15 protein-coding genes are annotated in these 17,112 nt (G+C 76.0%); 13 read left to right on the forward strand and 2 right to left on the reverse strand.

Annotation, left to right across the window (positions count from 1 at the left end; genetic code table 11):
* Window positions 1–5 precede the first annotated feature (5 nt).
* The 8 genes from hpnC to PSED_RS18510 all read left to right on the forward strand — a co-directional run bounded on the left by hpnC (window position 6) and on the right by PSED_RS18510 (window position 9,659).
* On the forward strand, window positions 6–989 hold the full coding sequence (gene hpnC, locus PSED_RS18475) for a squalene synthase HpnC (protein ID WP_013675765.1): 984 nt from the start codon (window positions 6–8) through the stop codon (window positions 987–989).
* The gene (locus tag PSED_RS18480; RefSeq protein ID WP_013675766.1) at window positions 986–1,918 is read left to right on the forward strand and encodes a squalene/phytoene synthase family protein; all 933 of its coding nucleotides are present in this window, start codon (window positions 986–988) and stop codon (window positions 1,916–1,918) included. Before hpnC ends, PSED_RS18480 begins: the two co-directional genes overlap by 4 nt.
* Window positions 1,915–3,348 carry a hydroxysqualene dehydroxylase HpnE gene (gene hpnE, locus PSED_RS18485; protein ID WP_013675767.1) on the forward strand — a complete coding sequence of 478 codons (1,434 nt, stop codon included), beginning with the start codon at window positions 1,915–1,917 and terminating at the stop codon, window positions 3,346–3,348. The genes PSED_RS18480 and hpnE overlap by 4 nt, the downstream gene beginning before the upstream one ends.
* Window positions 3,345–4,415, forward strand: a complete 1,071-nt coding sequence (locus PSED_RS18490; protein ID WP_013675768.1) for a polyprenyl synthetase family protein — start codon at window positions 3,345–3,347, stop codon at window positions 4,413–4,415. Before hpnE ends, PSED_RS18490 begins: the two co-directional genes overlap by 4 nt.
* A complete protein-coding gene (shc, locus tag PSED_RS18495; RefSeq protein WP_013675769.1) occupies window positions 4,415–6,322 on the forward strand; it encodes a squalene--hopene cyclase in 1,908 nt (635 codons plus the stop codon). The genes PSED_RS18490 and shc overlap by 1 nt, the downstream gene beginning before the upstream one ends.
* Entirely contained in the window at window positions 6,319–7,848 is a 1,530-nt protein-coding gene (gene ispH / locus PSED_RS18500; protein ID WP_013675770.1) for a 4-hydroxy-3-methylbut-2-enyl diphosphate reductase, read from the forward strand. The genes shc and ispH overlap by 4 nt, the downstream gene beginning before the upstream one ends.
* Window positions 7,848–8,852 carry an adenosyl-hopene transferase HpnH gene (hpnH, locus tag PSED_RS18505; RefSeq protein WP_013675771.1) on the forward strand — a complete coding sequence of 335 codons (1,005 nt, stop codon included), beginning with the start codon at window positions 7,848–7,850 and terminating at the stop codon, window positions 8,850–8,852. Before ispH ends, hpnH begins: the two co-directional genes overlap by 1 nt.
* A 150-nt stretch (window positions 8,853–9,002) precedes the next feature.
* Window positions 9,003–9,659: a VC0807 family protein gene (locus PSED_RS18510; protein ID WP_103380232.1), complete on the forward strand. Its 657-nt coding sequence runs from the start codon at window positions 9,003–9,005 to the stop codon at window positions 9,657–9,659.
* A 17-nt stretch (window positions 9,660–9,676) separates the two neighbouring features.
* Here PSED_RS18510 and PSED_RS18515 read toward each other — a convergent pair whose 3' ends face one another.
* Complete coding sequence (locus PSED_RS18515) at window positions 9,677–10,846, reverse strand: MGDG synthase family glycosyltransferase (protein ID WP_233899075.1); 1,170 nt, start codon at window positions 10,844–10,846, stop codon at window positions 9,677–9,679.
* A 41-nt stretch (window positions 10,847–10,887) separates the two neighbouring features.
* Here PSED_RS18515 and PSED_RS18520 point away from each other — a divergent pair, with 41 nt between their 5' ends.
* Genes PSED_RS18520 through PSED_RS18530 form a run of 3 tightly spaced genes read left to right on the forward strand, consistent with a single transcriptional unit; the run spans window position 10,888 to window position 15,189 of the window.
* On the forward strand, window positions 10,888–13,488 hold the full coding sequence (locus tag PSED_RS18520) for a WS/DGAT domain-containing protein (protein WP_013675774.1): 2,601 nt from the start codon (window positions 10,888–10,890) through the stop codon (window positions 13,486–13,488).
* Window positions 13,489–13,519: 31 nt separating this feature from the next.
* On the forward strand, window positions 13,520–14,449 hold the full coding sequence (locus PSED_RS18525; RefSeq protein ID WP_013675775.1) for a DMT family transporter: 930 nt from the start codon (window positions 13,520–13,522) through the stop codon (window positions 14,447–14,449).
* Complete coding sequence (locus PSED_RS18530; protein WP_013675776.1) at window positions 14,446–15,189, forward strand: SDR family NAD(P)-dependent oxidoreductase; 744 nt, start codon at window positions 14,446–14,448, stop codon at window positions 15,187–15,189. Before PSED_RS18525 ends, PSED_RS18530 begins: the two co-directional genes overlap by 4 nt.
* 248 nt (window positions 15,190–15,437) lie before the next feature.
* Here the strand turns inward: PSED_RS18530 and aroQ are convergent, their stop codons facing one another.
* On the reverse strand, window positions 15,438–15,878 hold the full coding sequence (gene aroQ / locus PSED_RS18535) for a type II 3-dehydroquinate dehydratase (protein ID WP_013675777.1): 441 nt from the start codon (window positions 15,876–15,878) through the stop codon (window positions 15,438–15,440).
* 18 nt (window positions 15,879–15,896) lie between these two features.
* On the opposite strand from aroQ, the gene PSED_RS18540 reads away from it, so the two are divergent.
* Complete coding sequence (locus tag PSED_RS18540; RefSeq protein WP_013675778.1) at window positions 15,897–16,496, forward strand: GNAT family N-acetyltransferase; 600 nt, start codon at window positions 15,897–15,899, stop codon at window positions 16,494–16,496.
* A 53-nt stretch (window positions 16,497–16,549) separates the two neighbouring features.
* Window positions 16,550–17,008 (forward strand): MarR family winged helix-turn-helix transcriptional regulator, encoded by a 459-nt coding sequence (locus PSED_RS18545; RefSeq protein ID WP_013675779.1) that lies wholly within the window; start codon window positions 16,550–16,552, stop codon window positions 17,006–17,008.
* Window positions 17,009–17,112 lie beyond the last annotated feature (104 nt).

The raw sequence follows: 17,112 nt of genomic DNA on the forward strand, positions 1-17,112 counted from the left end.
GCCCCGTGGGAGGTCGGCGGGCGGGGGCACCGCCGGCGCCCGCGGCGGGGTCCGCGACCGAGGCCCGGCTGCGGGACGCCGAGCGGTCCGAGAACTTCCCGGTGGCACTGCGTGTGCTGCCGGCGCGGACGCGTGCACACCTGCGCGCGGTCTACGACGTCGTCCGCGCGATCGACGACATCGGCGACGGTGACGACGACCCCGGCCGCCGGGTCGGCACCCACCCCGACCGCGCCGACCCCGACCGGACCGACACCAACCGGACCGCCACCAACCGGACCGACACCGAGCGGGCCGACCGGACCGCCCGGCTCCATGCTTTCTGCGCCGATCTGCGTCGGGTCTGGGACGGCCCGCCCGGCCCCGTCGATCCGGTGCTGCAGCGCCTCGTCCCGACCGTGCGCGCCTGCGGGCTGGCCCGGGAGCCCTTCGAGCGCCTGGTCGCCGCCAACCTGGCCGACCAGCACGTCACCCGCTACCGGACGTGGGACGACCTCCTCGGCTACTGCGTGCTGTCCGCGGAACCCATCGGGCGCATGGTCCTGGCGGTGTTCGGCGCCGACGCCCCCGACGGGTCGCTCGTGCAGCGGCGCTCCGACCGGATCTGCACCGCGCTGCAGGTCCTGGAGCACTGCCAGGACGTCGCCGAGGACCTCGGCCGCGGGCGCGTCTACCTGCCGGCCGAGGACATGGCCGCGTTCGGCGTGACCGAGGCCGACCTCACCGCCCCGCACACACCGACGACGGTGCGCGCGCTCGTCGCCCGCGAGACCGAACGCGCGAGCGCCCTGCTCGACGAGGGCGCCCCGCTGCTCGGGCAGCTGCACGGCTGGGCCCGGCTCGCCGTCGCCGGCTACCTCGCCGGGGGCCGTGGCGCCGCAGACGCGTTGCGCCGCAGCAGGTTCGACGTCCTCGCCGGCAGCCCGCGCACACGCAGGCGCGACGTCGCCCACCACCTGGTCCGCGAGCTAGCCCGGAGTGCCGTATGAGCCGTCGCCCGTCCACCGCCCTCGAGCTCGCCTACGCGCGCACCGAGGCCATCACGCGGGAGCAGGCGCGCAACTTCTACTACGGCATCCGGCTGCTGCCGCCCGCGAAGCGGTCCGCGCTGTGCGCCGTCTACGCGCTGGCCCGGCGCATCGACGACATCGGCGACGGCGATGCCGGTGGCGACCCCGGCACCGAGGCCAAGCTCGCCGCGCTGGGCCGGGTCCGCGAGTCGGTGCGGCGCGCCCGCGAGCAGGACCCCGACGCGAGCGACGCGGTGCTCGTCGCCGTCACCGACGCCGCGCGCCGCTACCCGATCCCGCTGGGCGCCTTCGACGAGCTCGTCGACGGCGTCGAGGCCGACGTGCGGATGGACGACGTGCCGGGCGAGTCCGCGCCCTACGCGACGTTCGACGACATGGTCGGCTACTGCCGGCAGGTCGCGGGTTCGGTGGGCCGGCTGTGCCTGGGCATCTTCGGGTCGCGCCCCGACCCGCGGGCCCCCGGGTTCGCCGACGCGCTCGGCATCGCGCTGCAGCAGACGAACATCCTGCGCGACATCCGCGAGGACCTGCAGAACGGTCGCATCTACCTGCCGACCGAGGAGCTGGCCCGGTTCGACGTGGACCTGCGCCTCGACGAGCACGGCAACCTCGTCGACAAGACCGGCGGACTGGCCGAGCTGATCCGCTTCTCGGCCGCGCGGGCGCGCGAGTGGTACGCCGACGGGCTGCGGCTGGTACCGCTGCTCGACCGGCGCAGCGCCGCCTGCGCGACCGCGATGGCCGGCATCTACCGGCAGCTGCTCGACGACATCGCCGCCGACCCGCCGTCGGTCTACCACCAGCGCCGGTCGTTGTCGGGCCGCCAGAAGATCGGGGTCGCGGTCAAGGCGCTGGCCGGCCGCGCGCCGGGAGGTGCCGGGGCGTGAGCGTGCACGTGGCGGTCGTCGGCGGGGGGCTGGCGGGGATCACGGCCGCGTTGCGCTGCGCCGACGCCGGGGCGCGGGTCACGTTGCTGGAGTCGCGGGCGCGCCTCGGCGGGGTCGCGGGCTCCTTCCGGCGCGGCGAGCTCGACGTCGACACCGGCCAGCACGTCGTGCTGCGCTGCTGCACCTCCTACCTGGCGCTGCTCGACCGGCTCGGGGTCACGGCCGACGTCGGTCTGCAGGACCGTCTCGACATCCCGGTGCTCGCGCCGGGTGCGGCTCCGTCGCGCCTGCGCCGCAGCGGGCTGCCCGCTCCCCTGCACCTCGGCGCGGCGCTGCTGCGCTACCGCCCGATGCCCGTCGCCGACCGGGTGCGGGTGCTGGGCGCGGCGCTCGCACTCGGCCGCGTCGACCCCACCGACCCGGCGGTCGACGCCCGGACGTTCGGCGACTGGCTGGCGGCGCACGGGCAGCGGCCGCGGGCCGTCGAGACGCTGTGGGACCTCGTCGGCATCGCGACGCTCAACGCCCGGGCCGACGAGGCCTCGCTCGCACTGGCCGCCACCGTGTTCCAGCTGGGCCTGCTGACCGACGCCGCGGCGGGCGACATCGGCTGGGCCCGGGTGCCGCTGGGCCGCCTCCACGACGACGCCGCCCGCCGCGCACTGCGCGCCGCCGGCGTCGACGTCCGGACCTCGGCCCGGGTCCGGTCGCTCACCCCGGCCCCCGACGGCTGGCGGGTCGCCGTCACCCGCACCACCGCCCGAACCAGACGGGACACCCAAGCGCAGGCCGGGCCCGGCACCGCCGGACCCGCAGGAGAGGAGGAGATCGTGGCCGACCGGATCGTGTCCGCCGTGCCCCCCGCCGCCGCGACCCGGCTGCTGCCGGCCGGCGCCGTCGACCTGCCCGACGGCTGGGCCGGGCGGCTCGGCAGTTCCCCCATCGTCAACGTGCACGTCGTCTACGACCGGCGGGTGCTGCACCACGAGTTCGCCGCCGCCGTCGACGGCCCGGTGCAGTGGGTGTTCGACCGGACGGCCTCGTCGGGCGCGGAGTCGGTGCATCCGCCGGGCGCGCAGTACCTGGCGGTGTCGCTGTCGGCGGCCGACGACCTGATCGGGCTGCCCGTCGCCGCGCTGCGCGACCGGATGCTCCCGGCGCTGGCCGCGGTGCTGCCCACCGCCGCCACGGCCCGGGTGCTCGACTTCTTCGTGACGCGCGAGCCGCACGCGACGTTCCGCGCCGCCCCCGGGCAGGCCGCGCTGCGTCCCGGGCCGGTGTCCGGGCTGGCGGGCCTCGCCCTGGCCGGCGCGTGGACCGCCACCGGGTGGCCCGCGACGATGGAGGGCGCGGTGCGCAGCGGTGACGCCGCGGCCGCCGCGGTCCTCGCCGACTCCGGTGCGACCGTCGCCGCGGGGGCGGCGGCATGACCGCGACACTGGGCAGCCGGGCGGTGCCCGGGTCCCCGGACCACGGTGCCGGCCACCGGGAGGTGGCGACCGCGGTGCTGCGGCGCGGCCGCGACACCGTCACCCCGGCGCTGCAGGCCGCCGTCGACCGCCTCGACGACGCCAGCCGCACCCAGGCCCGCTACCACCTCGGCTGGACCAAGCTCGACGGGTCACCCGGCGCGGGCGGCGGCAAGGCCGTCCGGCCCGCGCTCGCGCTGCTCTCGGCCGCCGCGGCCGGTGCCGGGGTCGAGGTGGGCGTACCGGGAGCGGTCGCCGTCGAGCTGGTGCACAACTTCTCGCTGCTGCACGACGACCTGATGGACGGCGACACCGAACGCCGGCACCGCACGACGGTGTGGGTGCAGTGGGGCGCGTCGTCGGCGATCCTGTGCGGCGACGCGATGCTGGCGCTCGCGCAGGAGGTGCTGCTCGAGGCGCCGTCGCCGCACGCGGCGCCGGCCGCCCGGCTGCTCGCCGTCACCACCCGGGAGCTGATCCGCGGCCAGGCCGAGGACCTCGCGTTCGAGTCGCGCGACGACGTCGGGGTCGACGAGTGCCTGTCGATGGCCGCGGGCAAGACGGGGTCGCTGCTCGCGGCGAGCGCGTCGATCGGCGCGGTGCTCGCGGGCGCCCCGGCCGCGCAGACCGAGGCGCTGCACACCTACGGCCACGAGGTCGGGATGGCGTTCCAGCTGGTCGACGACCTGCTCGGAATCTGGGGCGACCCGGGCGTCACCGGCAAGCCGGTGCTGTCGGACCTGCGGTCGCGCAAGAAGTCGCTGCCGGTCACCTACGCGATCCGCAACGGCGGGGACATCGGCCGCGAGCTCGGCGACTGGCTCGCCGCCGACGGCGACCCGACCGACGACGAGCTGCACGCCGCGGCGCGGCTCGTCGAACAGGGCGGCGGCCGCGAGTGGGCCGCCGCCGAGGCCCGCCGCCGCCGCGACCGCGCACTCGACGCCGTGACCGGCGCCGGGCTCCTCCCCGGCCCCACGGCCGAGCTCGTCGCCGTCGCACACCACCTCGTCGACAGGGAGTTCTGATGACCCTCACCGCGCCGGAGCTCCTCGCGACCCGCACGCCGCGGGCCGCGCTGGACGCCGCCGTCGCGTTCCTGCGCGCCGGCCGGCACCCCGACGGCTGGTGGCAGGGCGAGCTCGAGACGAACGTCACGATGGACGCCGAGGACCTGCTGCTGCGGGAGTTCCTCGGCATCCGCACCGAGACCGAGACCGCGGAGGCGGCCCGCTGGATCCGCTCCCGTCAGCGCGCCGACGGCACCTGGGCGACGTTCCAGGACGGCCCGCCCGACCTGTCGACGACGGTCGAGGCCTGGGTCGCGCTGCGGCTCGCCGGCGACGACCCGGCGGCCGAGCACATGCGTCGCGCGCAGCACCACGTCCTCGCCCACGGCGGCCTGGAGCGCACCCGCGTCTTCACCCGCATCTGGCTGGCCCTGTTCGGTCTCTGGTCCTGGGACGAGCTCCCGGACATGCCACCCGAGCTGATCTTCCTGCCGAAGTGGTTCCCGCTCAACGTCTACGACTGGGCCTGCTGGGCGCGCCAGACCGTCGTCCCGCTGACCGTGGTCGCGACGCTGCGGCCCAGCCGCCCGCTCCCCTTCGGTGTCGACGAGCTGCGCACCGGCGCGGTGCCGCCCCCGCCCGCGCGGCCCTGGACGTGGGCCGGGGCGTTCCAGCGGCTCGACCGCGTGTTGCACGCGTACTCCCGGCGCCCGCTGCGCGGTCTGCGGAGGCTCGCCATGCGCCGCGCCGCGGAGTGGGTACTGGCCCGTCAGGAGGCCGACGGCTCGTGGGGCGGCATCCAGCCGCCGTGGGTGTACTCGCTGCTGGCCCTGCACCTGCTCGGCTACCCGCTCGACCACCCCGCCGTCGCCGCCGGCCTGCGCGGGCTCGACCGGTTCCTGGTCCGCGAGGACACCCCCGACGGCGTCGTGCGGCGGCTGGAGGCCTGCCAGTCCCCGGTGTGGGACACCTGCCTCGCGGTCACCGCGCTCCTCGACGCCGGCGTCCCCGCCGACGACCCCGACGTCCTCGCCGCCGCCGACTGGCTGCTCGCCGAGGAGGTCCGCGACGTCCGGGGCGACTGGGCCGTCCGCCGGCCGGACATTCCCACCGGCGGCTGGGCGTTCGAGTTCGACAACGACGGCTACCCCGACACCGACGACTCCGCGGAGGTCGTGCTCGCGCTGCGCCGCGTCGCCCATCCCGACCCGGCACGGCTGCGGGCCGCCGTCGACCGCGGTGTCGCGTGGACCGTCGGCATGCAGTCGAGCGACGGCGGCTGGGGCGCCTTCGACGCCGACAACACCCGGGAGCTGATCACCAAGCTGCCGTTCTGCGACTTCGGCGCCGTCATCGACCCGCCGTCGGCCGACGTCACCGCGCACGTCGTCGAGATGATGGCCGCGGAGGGCCTGGCCGGCACCGACGCCTGCCGGCGCGGCGTCGACTGGCTGCTCGCCGCGCAGGAGCCCGACGGCTCCTGGTTCGGCCGCTGGGGCGCCAACCACGTCTACGGCACCGGCGGCGTCGTCCCCGCACTCGTCGCCGCCGGGGTGTCCCCCACGGCGCCGTCGATCCGCCGGGCCGTCGCCTGGCTGGAACGCCACCAGAACGACGACGGCGGCTGGGGCGAGGACCTGCGCTCCTACGACGACCCCGCGTGGATCGGGAAGGGCGCGTCGACACCGTCGCAGACGGCGTGGGCACTGCTCGCGCTGCTGGCCGCGGGCGAGCGGGACTCGGCCGCGACCGCCCGCGGCGTGCGGTACCTGGTCGACACCCAGCTCCCCGACGGGTCGTGGGAGGAGACGCTCTACACCGGCACCGGCTTCCCCGGCGCGTTCTACATCCGCTACCACCTCTACCGGATGGTCTTCCCGGTGTCGGCGCTCGGCCGCTACGTCCACGGCGAGGGCACCCGATGACGGCCCCGCTGCCCCACACCCTCGGACCGCCGGTCGTGTGCGCACCGTTGGCGGTCGAACGCCGCGCGCTCGACGGGGACGCGCTGGCCGGGGTCAGGCTCGTCCGCACCGGGATGGGCCGGCGCGCCGCGGGCACCGCGCGCGCGCTCGCCGTCGACGGGCCGCGCCCGGTGCTCGTCGCGGGCGTCGCCGGTGCGCTCGCCCCGCACCTGGAGCCGGGCGACGTCGTCGTCGCCGACGAGGTCCGCGACGGCACCGGCGCGCGCGGGCCCGTCGCCGTGCCGACGGCCCGGCCGCTCGCCGCCGCGCTGCGCGCGCTGGGACTGCGCGTGCACGTCGGACCGGTCGTGAGCACGCCGCAGGTCGTCGACGGCGACCAGCGGATCGCGCTGGCCACGACGGGTGCGCTCGTCGTCGACATGGAGTCCGCCGACCTCGCGGCGGCCGCGGCGGGCGGACCGTTCGCGGTGGTGCGCGTCGTCGTCGACACGCCCGGGGCCCCGCTGCTGCGGCCCGGGACCCCGGTGCGCGGCCTGACGGCCCTGCGGACCCTGCGCCGGGCGGCGCCCGCGCTGCGCACGTGGCTCGACGCGACCGGACCGCGCACCGTGCGGCTGGCCGAGCCGCGGTCGTTCTGCGCGGGGGTCGAGCGGGCCATCGAGATCGTCGACCGGGCGCTGGACCGCTACGGCGCCCCCGTCTACGTGCGCCGCCAGATCGTGCACAACGCCCACGTCGTGCGCCGGCTGACCGACCGCGGCGCGGTGTTCGTCCAGGAGGTCGACGAGGTCCCGCCCGGGGCGCACGTCGTGCTCGCCGCACACGGTGTCTCCCCCGCGGTCCGCGCCGACGCCGACGCCCGGGGGCTCTCGGTCGTCGACGCCACGTGCCCCCTCGTGGCCAAGGTCCACACCGAGGTCCGCCGGCACGCCCGCCGTGGCGAGTCCGTGCTGCTCATCGGCCACTCCGACCACGAGGAGGTCGAAGGCACCGTCGGCGAGGCCCCCGCGCGGGTGACCGTGGTCGAGGACGAGGAGTCCGCGCGCACCGTCGAGGTCCCCGACCCCACGCGGGTCGCGTACGCGATGCAGACGACGCTCGCCGTCGACGAGGCCGAGCGGATCGCGGCGATCCTGCGCGAGCGGTTCCCGTCGATCGCGGCGCCCCGCCAGGACGACATCTGCTACGCGACGACCAACCGGCAGCGCGCCATCCGCGCGGTGTCTGCCGACGTCGACCTCGTCATCGTGGTCGGGTCGCCCAACTCGTCGAACTCGCGGCGCCTCGCCGAGGTCGCCGCCCGCCAGGGTGTGCCCGCCCACCTCGTCGACGACGTGTCCGAGCTCGACCTCTCCTGGCTCGCCGGGGTGGGCCGGGTCGGGCTGTCGGCCGGCGCGTCCGCCCCCGACGACCTCGTGGACGAGGTCGTCAGCTGCCTGTCCGGGCTCGGCCCGGTGACCGTCACGGCCACCTCGACCGGATCCGAGCACGTCCGATTCACCCTTCCCAAGGAGGTGAGCCACTAATGGCCATGCCGCTTCGCCAGTCGGTTCGGCTGGGTGCCTACCTGATCAAGCAGAAGATCAAGCGCGTCGAGAAGTTCCCGCTGCTCGTCGAGCTCGAGCCGCTGTTCGCCTGCAACCTCAAGTGCAACGGCTGCGGCAAGATCCAGCAGCCGGCCGCCCTGCTCAAGCAGCGGATGCCCGTCGAGCAGGCGGTCGCGGCGATCGAGGAGTCCGGCGCGCCGATGGTCTCGATCGCGGGCGGCGAGCCGCTCATGCACCCGCAGATCGACGAGATCGTCCGGCAGCTGCTGGACCGCAACAAGATCGTCTTCCTGTGCACCAACGCGGTCCTGCTGCCCAAGCACATCCACAAGTTCACCCCGCACAAGAACTTCGCGTGGATGGTGCACATCGACGGGCTGCGCGAGCGCCACGACGCGTCGGTGAGCAAGGACGGCGTGTTCGACCAGGCCGTGGCCGCGATCAAGCAGGCCAAGGAGCTCGGCTTCCGGGTGAACACGAACACGACGTTCTTCGACACCGACACGCCGCAGGACGTCATCGACGTGCTCGACTACCTCAACGACGAGCTCGGCATCGACAACATGCAGATCTCGCCCGGCTACGCCTACGAGAAGGCGCCCGACCAGGAGCACTGGCTCGGCGTCGAGCAGACCCGCGAGCTGTTCCGCAAGGCGTTCGACGGTGGGCGGCGCAAGAAGTGGCGGCTCAACCACTCGCCGGTGTTCCTGGACTTCCTCGAGGGCAAGGTCGACCTGGACTGCACGGCGTGGGCGATTCCCTCGTATTCCTTGCTCGGCTGGCAGAAGCCGTGTTATCTGCTCGATGACGGGTACACCTCCTCCTACAGGCAACTGTTGGAGGAGACCGACTGGGATGCGTTCGGTCGCGGTAAGGACGAGCGGTGCGCCAACTGCATGGCGCACTGCGGGTACGAGCCGTCGGCGGTGTTTGCGACCATGGGGTCGCTGCGCGAGTCGATCCGCGCCGCGGCGGGAAGCTGAGGCCCGCCACGTCAGAGACGGCCCGTTCGGCACGAGCTGCCGCGAACCGGACAGCAGCCCCGTTACCTCCTCGTTATCGGGACCGATATGCTTCGGAGACCCCGAACCCCCCCGGAGAGGCGGACCGCGCGGATGCCGGACCACCACCGCATGACGACCCTGATCCACCTGCCCCCCATCGGGTCGTTACTGCGACAGGCGGGACGCCCGCTGCTCGAGTCGACGCTCGTCCCGCTCGCGCTGTTCTGGGTGCTGTTCACCCAGGCCGGCTTCGACGCGGGGCTGCTGGCCGCGCTCGCGTGGTCGGCGGTGGCGATCGGGCGGCGGGTGGTGCTGCGCCGGAAGATCCCCGCGATCCTGGTGATCAGCACGCTGCTGCTGCTGGCGCGGACGGTGGTGGGCTTCTGCACGGGGAGTGCGTTCCTGTACTTCCTGCAGCCGACGGTGCAGAACTTCGTGTTCGCGTTGGCGCTGCTGGTGACCCTCGGCTTCGAGCGTCCGCTGCTGGCCAAGCTAGCCGACGACTTCTGCGCGTTCCCCGACACGCTGACCGACCACCCGCACATGAAGCGGTTCTTCAAGCGGGTGTCGCTGCTGTGGGCGATCGTCTTCCTCGTCAACGGGGCGACGACGCTCGCGGTGCTGGCGACCCAGACCGTCGGCAACTACCTGATGGTGTCCACGGCCGGGTCGTACTCGCTGGTCGGCCTCGGGATCGTCGCGTCGCTGTGGTGGTTCCACCGGTCGATGCGCGGGCAGGGCATCCGGCTGCGGATCGGCCTGCCGTCGCCGGTGCGCGTGGGCTGAGCCCCCGACCCGTCGGCTCAGGGCCGGCCCGCGGGTGTCCGCACCCGGCCGGCCAGCTCGCGCAGCGCAGCGTCGAGGTCGCGGACGCCGAACTCCGCGGCCCGTGCCTCGAGCGGCGCCACGGCGTCCGGGTCGGCGGCCAGCCGCGCGATCGTGGCGGTGACGTCGACCGGACGCGGGCACGCGAGCGCGAGCCCCGCCTGCTCGGCGAGCCGGGCGCCGGCCCGGCCGTGCCCTGCGACCGGCGTGGCGAACACCACGGGCCGTCCGACGGCGAGCGCCTCGGTCGCGATGACCCCGCCCGCCGTGGTGAGCACGACGTCCCCGGCCGCGATGAGGTCGGGTACCCGGTCGGTCCAGCCGACGGCGCGCAGCGTCGTCTCCGGCAGCCCCCGCGCCTCCAGGTCGCGCCTGAGCCGCTCGTTGCGCCCGCACAGCACGACCACCCGCACCGGCCTGTCCGCCGTCGCGGCGGCCAGCACGGCGTCGACCACGGTGTCGACGTCGCCGAAGCCCAGCGACCCGCCCGAGACCAGCACCGTGAAGCCGACGACCGGCAGCCCGAGGTCGACCCGGGCGGCGTGCCGGTCCCGCGGGGCGAAGCGGACGTCGACGGCCGCGGGGGCGACCCGCACGTCGGCGCCCGGGACGACGGTCAGTGCCTGCTCGCGCGAGGACTCCAGCAGCGTCCAGGTCTCGTCGACGTCGCGCCACGCCCAGTACGGGTGCACGGCCATGTCGGTGACGACGGCGACGCTGCGCGCCGGCAGCCGCCCGCGGCGGCGCAGCCACGCCAGCCCGCCCGTCGTCATCGGGTAGGTCGACACGACGAGGTCGGGCCGCTCCGCCTCGACGAGCGGGGCGAGGTCGTGACCCACCCGGGCCGCGCTCACCGCCTTGAACGGCGCCGCCGCGCGCGGGGCGTGCAGCAGCGCGTCGTAGGCGACGCCGTAGAGGCCGGGGACGTAGCGCATCGTCGCGGCGTAGCTGCGCGCCAGCGCCGCGTCGCGGGCGGTGCTCCCGGTGCTCTCCACCTCGCGCACGACCGCGCGGGGCCACAGCGCGCGCATCCGCGTCGCGAGGGCCCGGGCCGCGGCGACGTGGCCCTCCCCCACCGGCGCCGACAGCACCAGCACGTGTCCCGGGCCCTCGGGAGGTCCGTCCGGGGCCGGGCCGCTCAGCTCCACGACCGCACGCTAGCGCGGACACGACCAGAACGGATGGCGGGATGACCAGCGGGACGACCACCGGTGCCGAGACCCCGGCAGGCGACGTGCGCACCGTCGCCGGGGGCCGCCCCGCCACCGCGGCCGCGGGCCCCGCGGGCCGTGCGCCGCGGCGCGTCCTGCTCGTCACCGGCAGCCTCGGCGAGGGCCACCACGCCGCGGCGCGCGCCGTCGAGGAGCGGGCCAGGGCACTGTGGCCCGGCGTCGAGGTGACCTGGACCGAGACCCTCGACGCGATGGGCCAGGGCGCGGGGCGGCTCTTCCCGGCGATCTACGCCGGCTGCGTGCGCCGGCTGCCGTGGCTCTACGAGCTGTACTTCCGGCTCCTGTGGCACGCCGCGCCGTTCCGCGCGGGGACGCGGGCGGTCGTGTCGCGGTGGAGCGCGCGCGGGATCGCCGCCGCGGTCGACGCCCACCGGCCCGACCTCGTCGTCGCGACGTTCCCCGAGGCCGTGCTGGGCCTGGGCCGGCTGCGGCGCGCCGGGCGGCTGCCGATGCCGGCCGTCGCGCTGGTCGCCGACCCTGCGCCGCACCCGCTGTGGGGCGACGCGGCACTCGACGTGCACCTCGTCAGCACCGAGGACGGCGCCCGGATGCTGCGCAGGGCGGTCCCCGGTGCGGCGGTCCGCGTCGCGGCGCTGCCCGTCGTCGGCGCGTTCACCCCGCCCGGGTCCGACGCGCCCGTGCGCGCCCGGCCGCTGGTCTACGTCTCGTGCGGGTCGCTGGCGTTCGGCGACGTCGCGGGCGCCTGCACGGCCGTCCTCGACGGCGGCGGGGACGTGCTGGTCAGCGCGGGCCGGGTGCCGTCGGTGCGGACCCGGCTCGAACAGGTCGCGCGGGCGCATCCCCGCGGGGTGCGGATGCACGTCGTCGACTGGGTCTCCGACCCGGCGGCGACGACCCGCGACTGCGACGCCGTCGTCACCAACGCCGGTGGGGCGACCGCGCTGGAGGCGATCGCGTGCGCGCGTCCCCTCCTGCTGTTCGCCCCGATCCCCGGCCACGGGCGGGCCAACGCCGAGCTGCTGGCCGGTGCGGGACTGGCGACGGTGTGCCCCGGCCCCGCCGACCTCCGGGCCGCCGTCGAGGCGCTCGCCGACCCCGCGGCCCGCGCGGACGTCACCGCCCGGCTGCGCGCCCGCCTCGACGGCACCGACCTCGCCGCCGACGTGGCGGCGCTGGTCCCGGCCGTAGGGTCCCCCGCCGCAGGGTCCCCCACCGGCGGCACGGCCGCGGATGCCGCGAGCACCGCCGCGGCCCCTGCCGCGACGACCCGGCCCGGTGAGCGCGTGCGCGGCCAGGACGCGCTGTTCCTCTACGCCGCCACCCCGGCGGTACCCCAGCAGGTCGGCGCCCGGCTGCTCATCGACGACCCGGACGGTCCCGGTACCGACCCGGCGCTCGCGGAGGGCTGGCGCGCGCACGTCGCGTCGCTGGTGACCGAGCGCGCGGCCCACATCGAACTGCTCACCCGCCGGCTCGCGCCCTCCCGGCCCGGCCGGGCGCGGCGCTGGGTCGTCGACACCGCCCCGGATCCGGCCCGGCACGTCCGGGCCCGGGCGGTGCACGTCGGGCCCGGGGCCGACCACGAGACCTGGGACGACGCGCTCACGGCGTTCTTCGCCGAGCCCGTCGACCCCGTCGCGACCGGCTGGGAGCTGCTGATCGCCCGGCACACCGGCGGCGACGGCATCGGCGTGCTCGCCAAGGTCCACCACGCCCTCGGCGACGGGCTGGCCGTCACCGACGCGCTGATCCGGCTCCTCACCGACGAGGAGGCCGCCCTGCCCGCGCGCGGCCCCGGCGAGACCGCCGCCCCCCGGACGCGACGCGACCGGATCCGGGCGGGCGCCCGCGTCGCACGCGGGATCGCGGGCCTCGCGCTCGCGGGCACGGCCGGGCGCTCCCCGCTGTCGGGCGGGGTGTCCTCGCCGGGGCCGCGGCGAATCGGGGTCCGGCTGGACGGCAAGCAGGTCCGCGACGCGGCCCGGGCGCACGGCGTCGGGACGACGGTGCTCGTGCTCGCCGTCGTCGCCGAGTTCCTGCACCGCCACCTGGCCGCGCACGCCGGCGGCGCGCCCGACCACGTCCGGACGATGGTGCCGCTCACCACACGGACGACCCGCGGCGTGGGCAGCCGGTCGAGCGGGAACCGGACCGCCGCGGTGTCGGTCGACCTGCCGACCGGACCCATGACCCCCGCCGAACGCGTCACCCGGGTGGCCGCGCTGCTGGAGCGCGGTACCGCGAGCGGCCAGCCCGAGGGCGCCGCCGCGGTCCTGCAGCTCCTCGGCGCGCTGCCGGGACGGGCCCAGGAGGTGCTGGTCGGGGGCGTGTACGGGCGGCGCTTCTTCCATCTGCTCGCCTCGGTCATGCCCGGCGCGCGCCGGCCGCTGCACGTGCAGGGCGCCCGGATCCGCGAGGTCTACCCCGTGCTGCCACTCGCCGAGGGCGTCGGTCTGGCCGTCGGTGCGCTCAACTGGGGACCCTGGACCACCCTGGGTGTGACGGCCGACGCCGGTATCGTGCCTGCTCTCGGGGGAATACCTGATTGTCTGCGGGCGTCGTTGCGCGATATGAGTGACGTGTGCGGCCGGGGGTGACCGCACACCGGTAGGACCACAGGGGGTGGCGATGGACTCCGGGACCGGCATGCTCATCGCCGTCCCGGCGGCAGTGCTGGGTGCCGCCGGCTTCGGCCTGGCGACCGCCGCGCAGCAGCGCGCGACCAAGGAGGTCGAGCTCGCCCCGACGCTGAGCCCGCGGCTGCTCGTCGAGCTGTTCGGGCGGCCGATGTGGATGCTCGGCCTGGTCGCGACGGTCGCCGCGCTGCTGCTGCAGCTCGTCGCACTGGCGTTCGGGCCGATCGCGGTCGTGCAGCCGCTGCTCGTCACCGGCGTGGCGTTCGCGGCGGGGTTCTCCGCCCTGATGGCCCGGCGCCGCCCGGACATCCTCATCCTGCTCGGTGCGCTGTGTTGCGCCGCCGGGCTGTCGGCGTTCCTGCTCCTGGCCCGGCCCGTTCCCGGGGGGGCCGACGAGAGCCTCGATCTCGCCGACGGTCTCCCGCTGGCCATCGCGCTGGCCGCGCTCGTCGTCGGCTGCCTCGTCTACGCGGCCGCGGTCTCGCACCCCTCGCGGGTGCTCGCGCTGGCGACCGCGACGGGCGTCCTCTACGGCGTGACGGCCGGGCTCATGAAGGTCGTCACCGGCCAGCTGCGGGTCGGCTGGACCGAGCCGTTCGGCCACATGGCCCTCTACGTGGTGTGCGTCATCGGGCCGCTCGGGTTCCTGCTCAGCCAGAACACCTTCCAGCAGGGCAAGCTCATGTCGCCCGCCGTCGCCGTCATCACCAGCGTCGACCCGGTGGTGGGTGTGCTGATCGGTGTCGGGTGGTTGGGCGAGCAGCTCGACACCAGCCCCGGCATGCTGGCCGGGGAGTGCCTCGCCGCCCTCACCGTCGTCGCCGGGATCGTGCTGATCACCGCGCGCGGCACCCATCTCCTGCACCGCATGGAGGCGATGGAGGCCGTCGGGGCGCGTCACGTCGGACCCGCGCCGGGGTGAGCACGCCTGCCGGAGGAACGGCCGTCGTCACGGGCGGGTCGTCGGGGATCGGTGCGGCCGTCGCGCTGCGGCTGGCCGCCGCGGGCTGGGACGTCGTCGTGAGCGGTCGGGACCGGACCCGCCTCGCCGCGGTCGCCGCGGCCTGCGGCGGGACCGCCGTCGAGGCCGACCTCGCGCGGCCCGACGGCGTCGAGGCCGTCCGGTCCGCAGCCGAGGGGCGGGTGCGGCTGCTCGTGCACGGCGCCGGGCTCGGGTGGGCGGGGCCGGTCGCCGACACCCCGCCCGACGCCGTCTCCGCCATGCTCGCGGTGAACCTCGACGCCCCGATCCGGCTCACGAACGCCCTCCTTCCCACGCTGCGCGACCAGGACGGGCACGTCGTGTTCGTCGCCTCGGTCGCCGCGATCGGGGTGGCGGGTGAGGCCGTCTACTCCGCGACGAAGGCGGGCCTGCGCGGCTTCGCCGACGCGGTGCGCCTCGAGTCCGGCGTCCGCGTGACGACCGTGCTGCCCGGCGCCGTCGACACGCCGTACTTCGCGCGCCGCGGGACCCCGTACCACCGGAGGTTTCCGCGCCCGGTGAGCGCCGATCGGGTCGCGGCCGCGGTCGTGGACTCGGTGGGGCGCGACCGGGCCGAGGTCTTCGTCCCGCGCTGGCTCACCCTGGGTGCACGGGTGCACGGCGCCGTCCCGGCGACCTTCGCCCGGCTCTCCCGCCGGTTCGACCCGCCCGCACGCTGACCGCACGCTGACCGCACGGAGGCCCTCCGTCCGGCCGACGACGCACCCCGCCCGGCCCCGTCCGGCCCGCCGCGCCGTGCCCCGTCCGGCCGACGAACCACCCCGCCCGCAACCTCACTGCTGCCGCCGGCCGCCAGGACGACCGTGTGGTTGCGCCCGACAGCACGCGCGCAACCTCACCGCTCCCCCGACGCGCCACGACGACCGCCAGGTTGCACCGGCGACGCTCGGGGCGGCAGGTCGGCAGGTCAGCCGCGGGTCGCGAGCCCCCGCAGGGCGAGCGCGTAGCCCGGCACCCCGAACCCGACCACGATCCCCGCGGCCACCGGCGAGAGGTAGGAGTGGTGCCGGAACGACTCCCGCCGGTGCACGTTGGAGATGTGCACCTCGACGACGGGCACGTCGACGGCCTCGATCGCGTCGTGGAGGGCGACGGAGGTGTGGGTGTAGGCGCCCGCGTTGAGCACGACGCCCGGGCAGTCGGGTGTGCGGCCGGCCTCGTGCAGCCAGTCGACGAGCTCGCCCTCGTGGTTGGTCTGCCGGAACTCGCACGCCCATCCGGCGGCCGCGGCCTCGGCCCGGCACAGCTCCTCGACGTCGGCCAGCGTCGTCGAGCCGTAGACCTCGGGCCGGCGGGTGCCGAGCAGGTTGAGGTTCGGGCCGTTGAGCACGAAGACGGTCGCGGTCACGCGCCGATCCTCCCGTACGTGATCAGCGGGCCGGGCGCGGGTGGCATCATCGGCCCCATGGCGATGACCAGCAGGCTCGCGACGGTCGCCGACCTCCCCGCCCTCCTCCCGCTGGTCGACGCCGCGATCGAACGGCTGCTCACCCCCTGGCTCGACGCCGAGCAGATCCGGGCGAGCCGTCGGATCATGGGCCTGGACACCCGGCTGATCGAGGACGGGACCTACGTCGTCGTCGAGATCGACGGCAGGCCTGCGGGCTGCGGGGGCTGGAGCAGGCGGACCACGCTCTACGGCGGCGACCACACCCCGGGTCGCGACGACGCGCTGCTCGACCCGGCGACGCAGCCGGCCCGGATCCGCGCCATGTACACCGACCCCGGCTTCGCGCGGCGCGGGGTCGGGATGCTGGTCCTGCGGCGCTGCGAGGCGGCCGCGGCCGCCGAGGGGTTCACCCGCGCCGAGCTGATGGCGACGGTCGCGGGCCGGCCGCTCTACGAGGCGGCGGGATACCGCGTCGACGAGGAGCTCGACGACACGTCCACCGGTGTCCGGATACCTCTCGCCCGGATGAGCAGAACCATCGGCCCGGGCGCCGCCGCGGCGGGTGCGTCCTGGTAGGCATAGGGCGCGACACCAGCAGCGTCGCAGCTTTCCCGGCGAGGAGACCAGGCGTGCCCGACCCCGTGACGTTCGACCCGGAGGCGGTGGCGCGGCTCCGGCGCGCCATCGGCAGGCTCGCCCGCGTCCTCAACGCGTCGGCGATGAGCGAGGATCTCACGCCGAGCCAGGCGTCGGTGCTCGCGATCATCGGGTTCCGCGGCCCGATCGGGCCCACGGAGGTCGCCCGGATCGAGGGCATCAACCCGACGATGCTCTCGCGCATCGTCACCAAGCTCGACTCCGCGGGCCTGATCCGCCGCACCCCGCACCCGACCGACCAGCGCGCCGCCCTGCTCGAGGCCACCGACGCCGGGCGGGCGCGGACACAGCGCATCCGGGAGAAGCGGTCGGCGACCGTCACGGCGATCCTCGCCGACCTCCCCCCGACCACGACGGCGACGCTGCTCGCGGCACTGCCCGCGCTCGAGGACCTGGCCGACGGCTTCGACCGGACCGCCGCCGACCGCTGAGCCCGCTCGCGACCGCAGCGGAGCCGGTCGGACCCCCGCGCGGTCTGACTCCCGGGCCCGGACTCCGTCCCCGAGGACTCCGTCCCCGACTCCGGGCCCGGCCT

The organism is Pseudonocardia benzenivorans CB1190 (assembly GCF_000196675.2).
In the GTDB taxonomy this organism is placed as follows: Bacteria; Actinomycetota; Actinomycetes; order Mycobacteriales; family Pseudonocardiaceae; genus Pseudonocardia; species Pseudonocardia benzenivorans.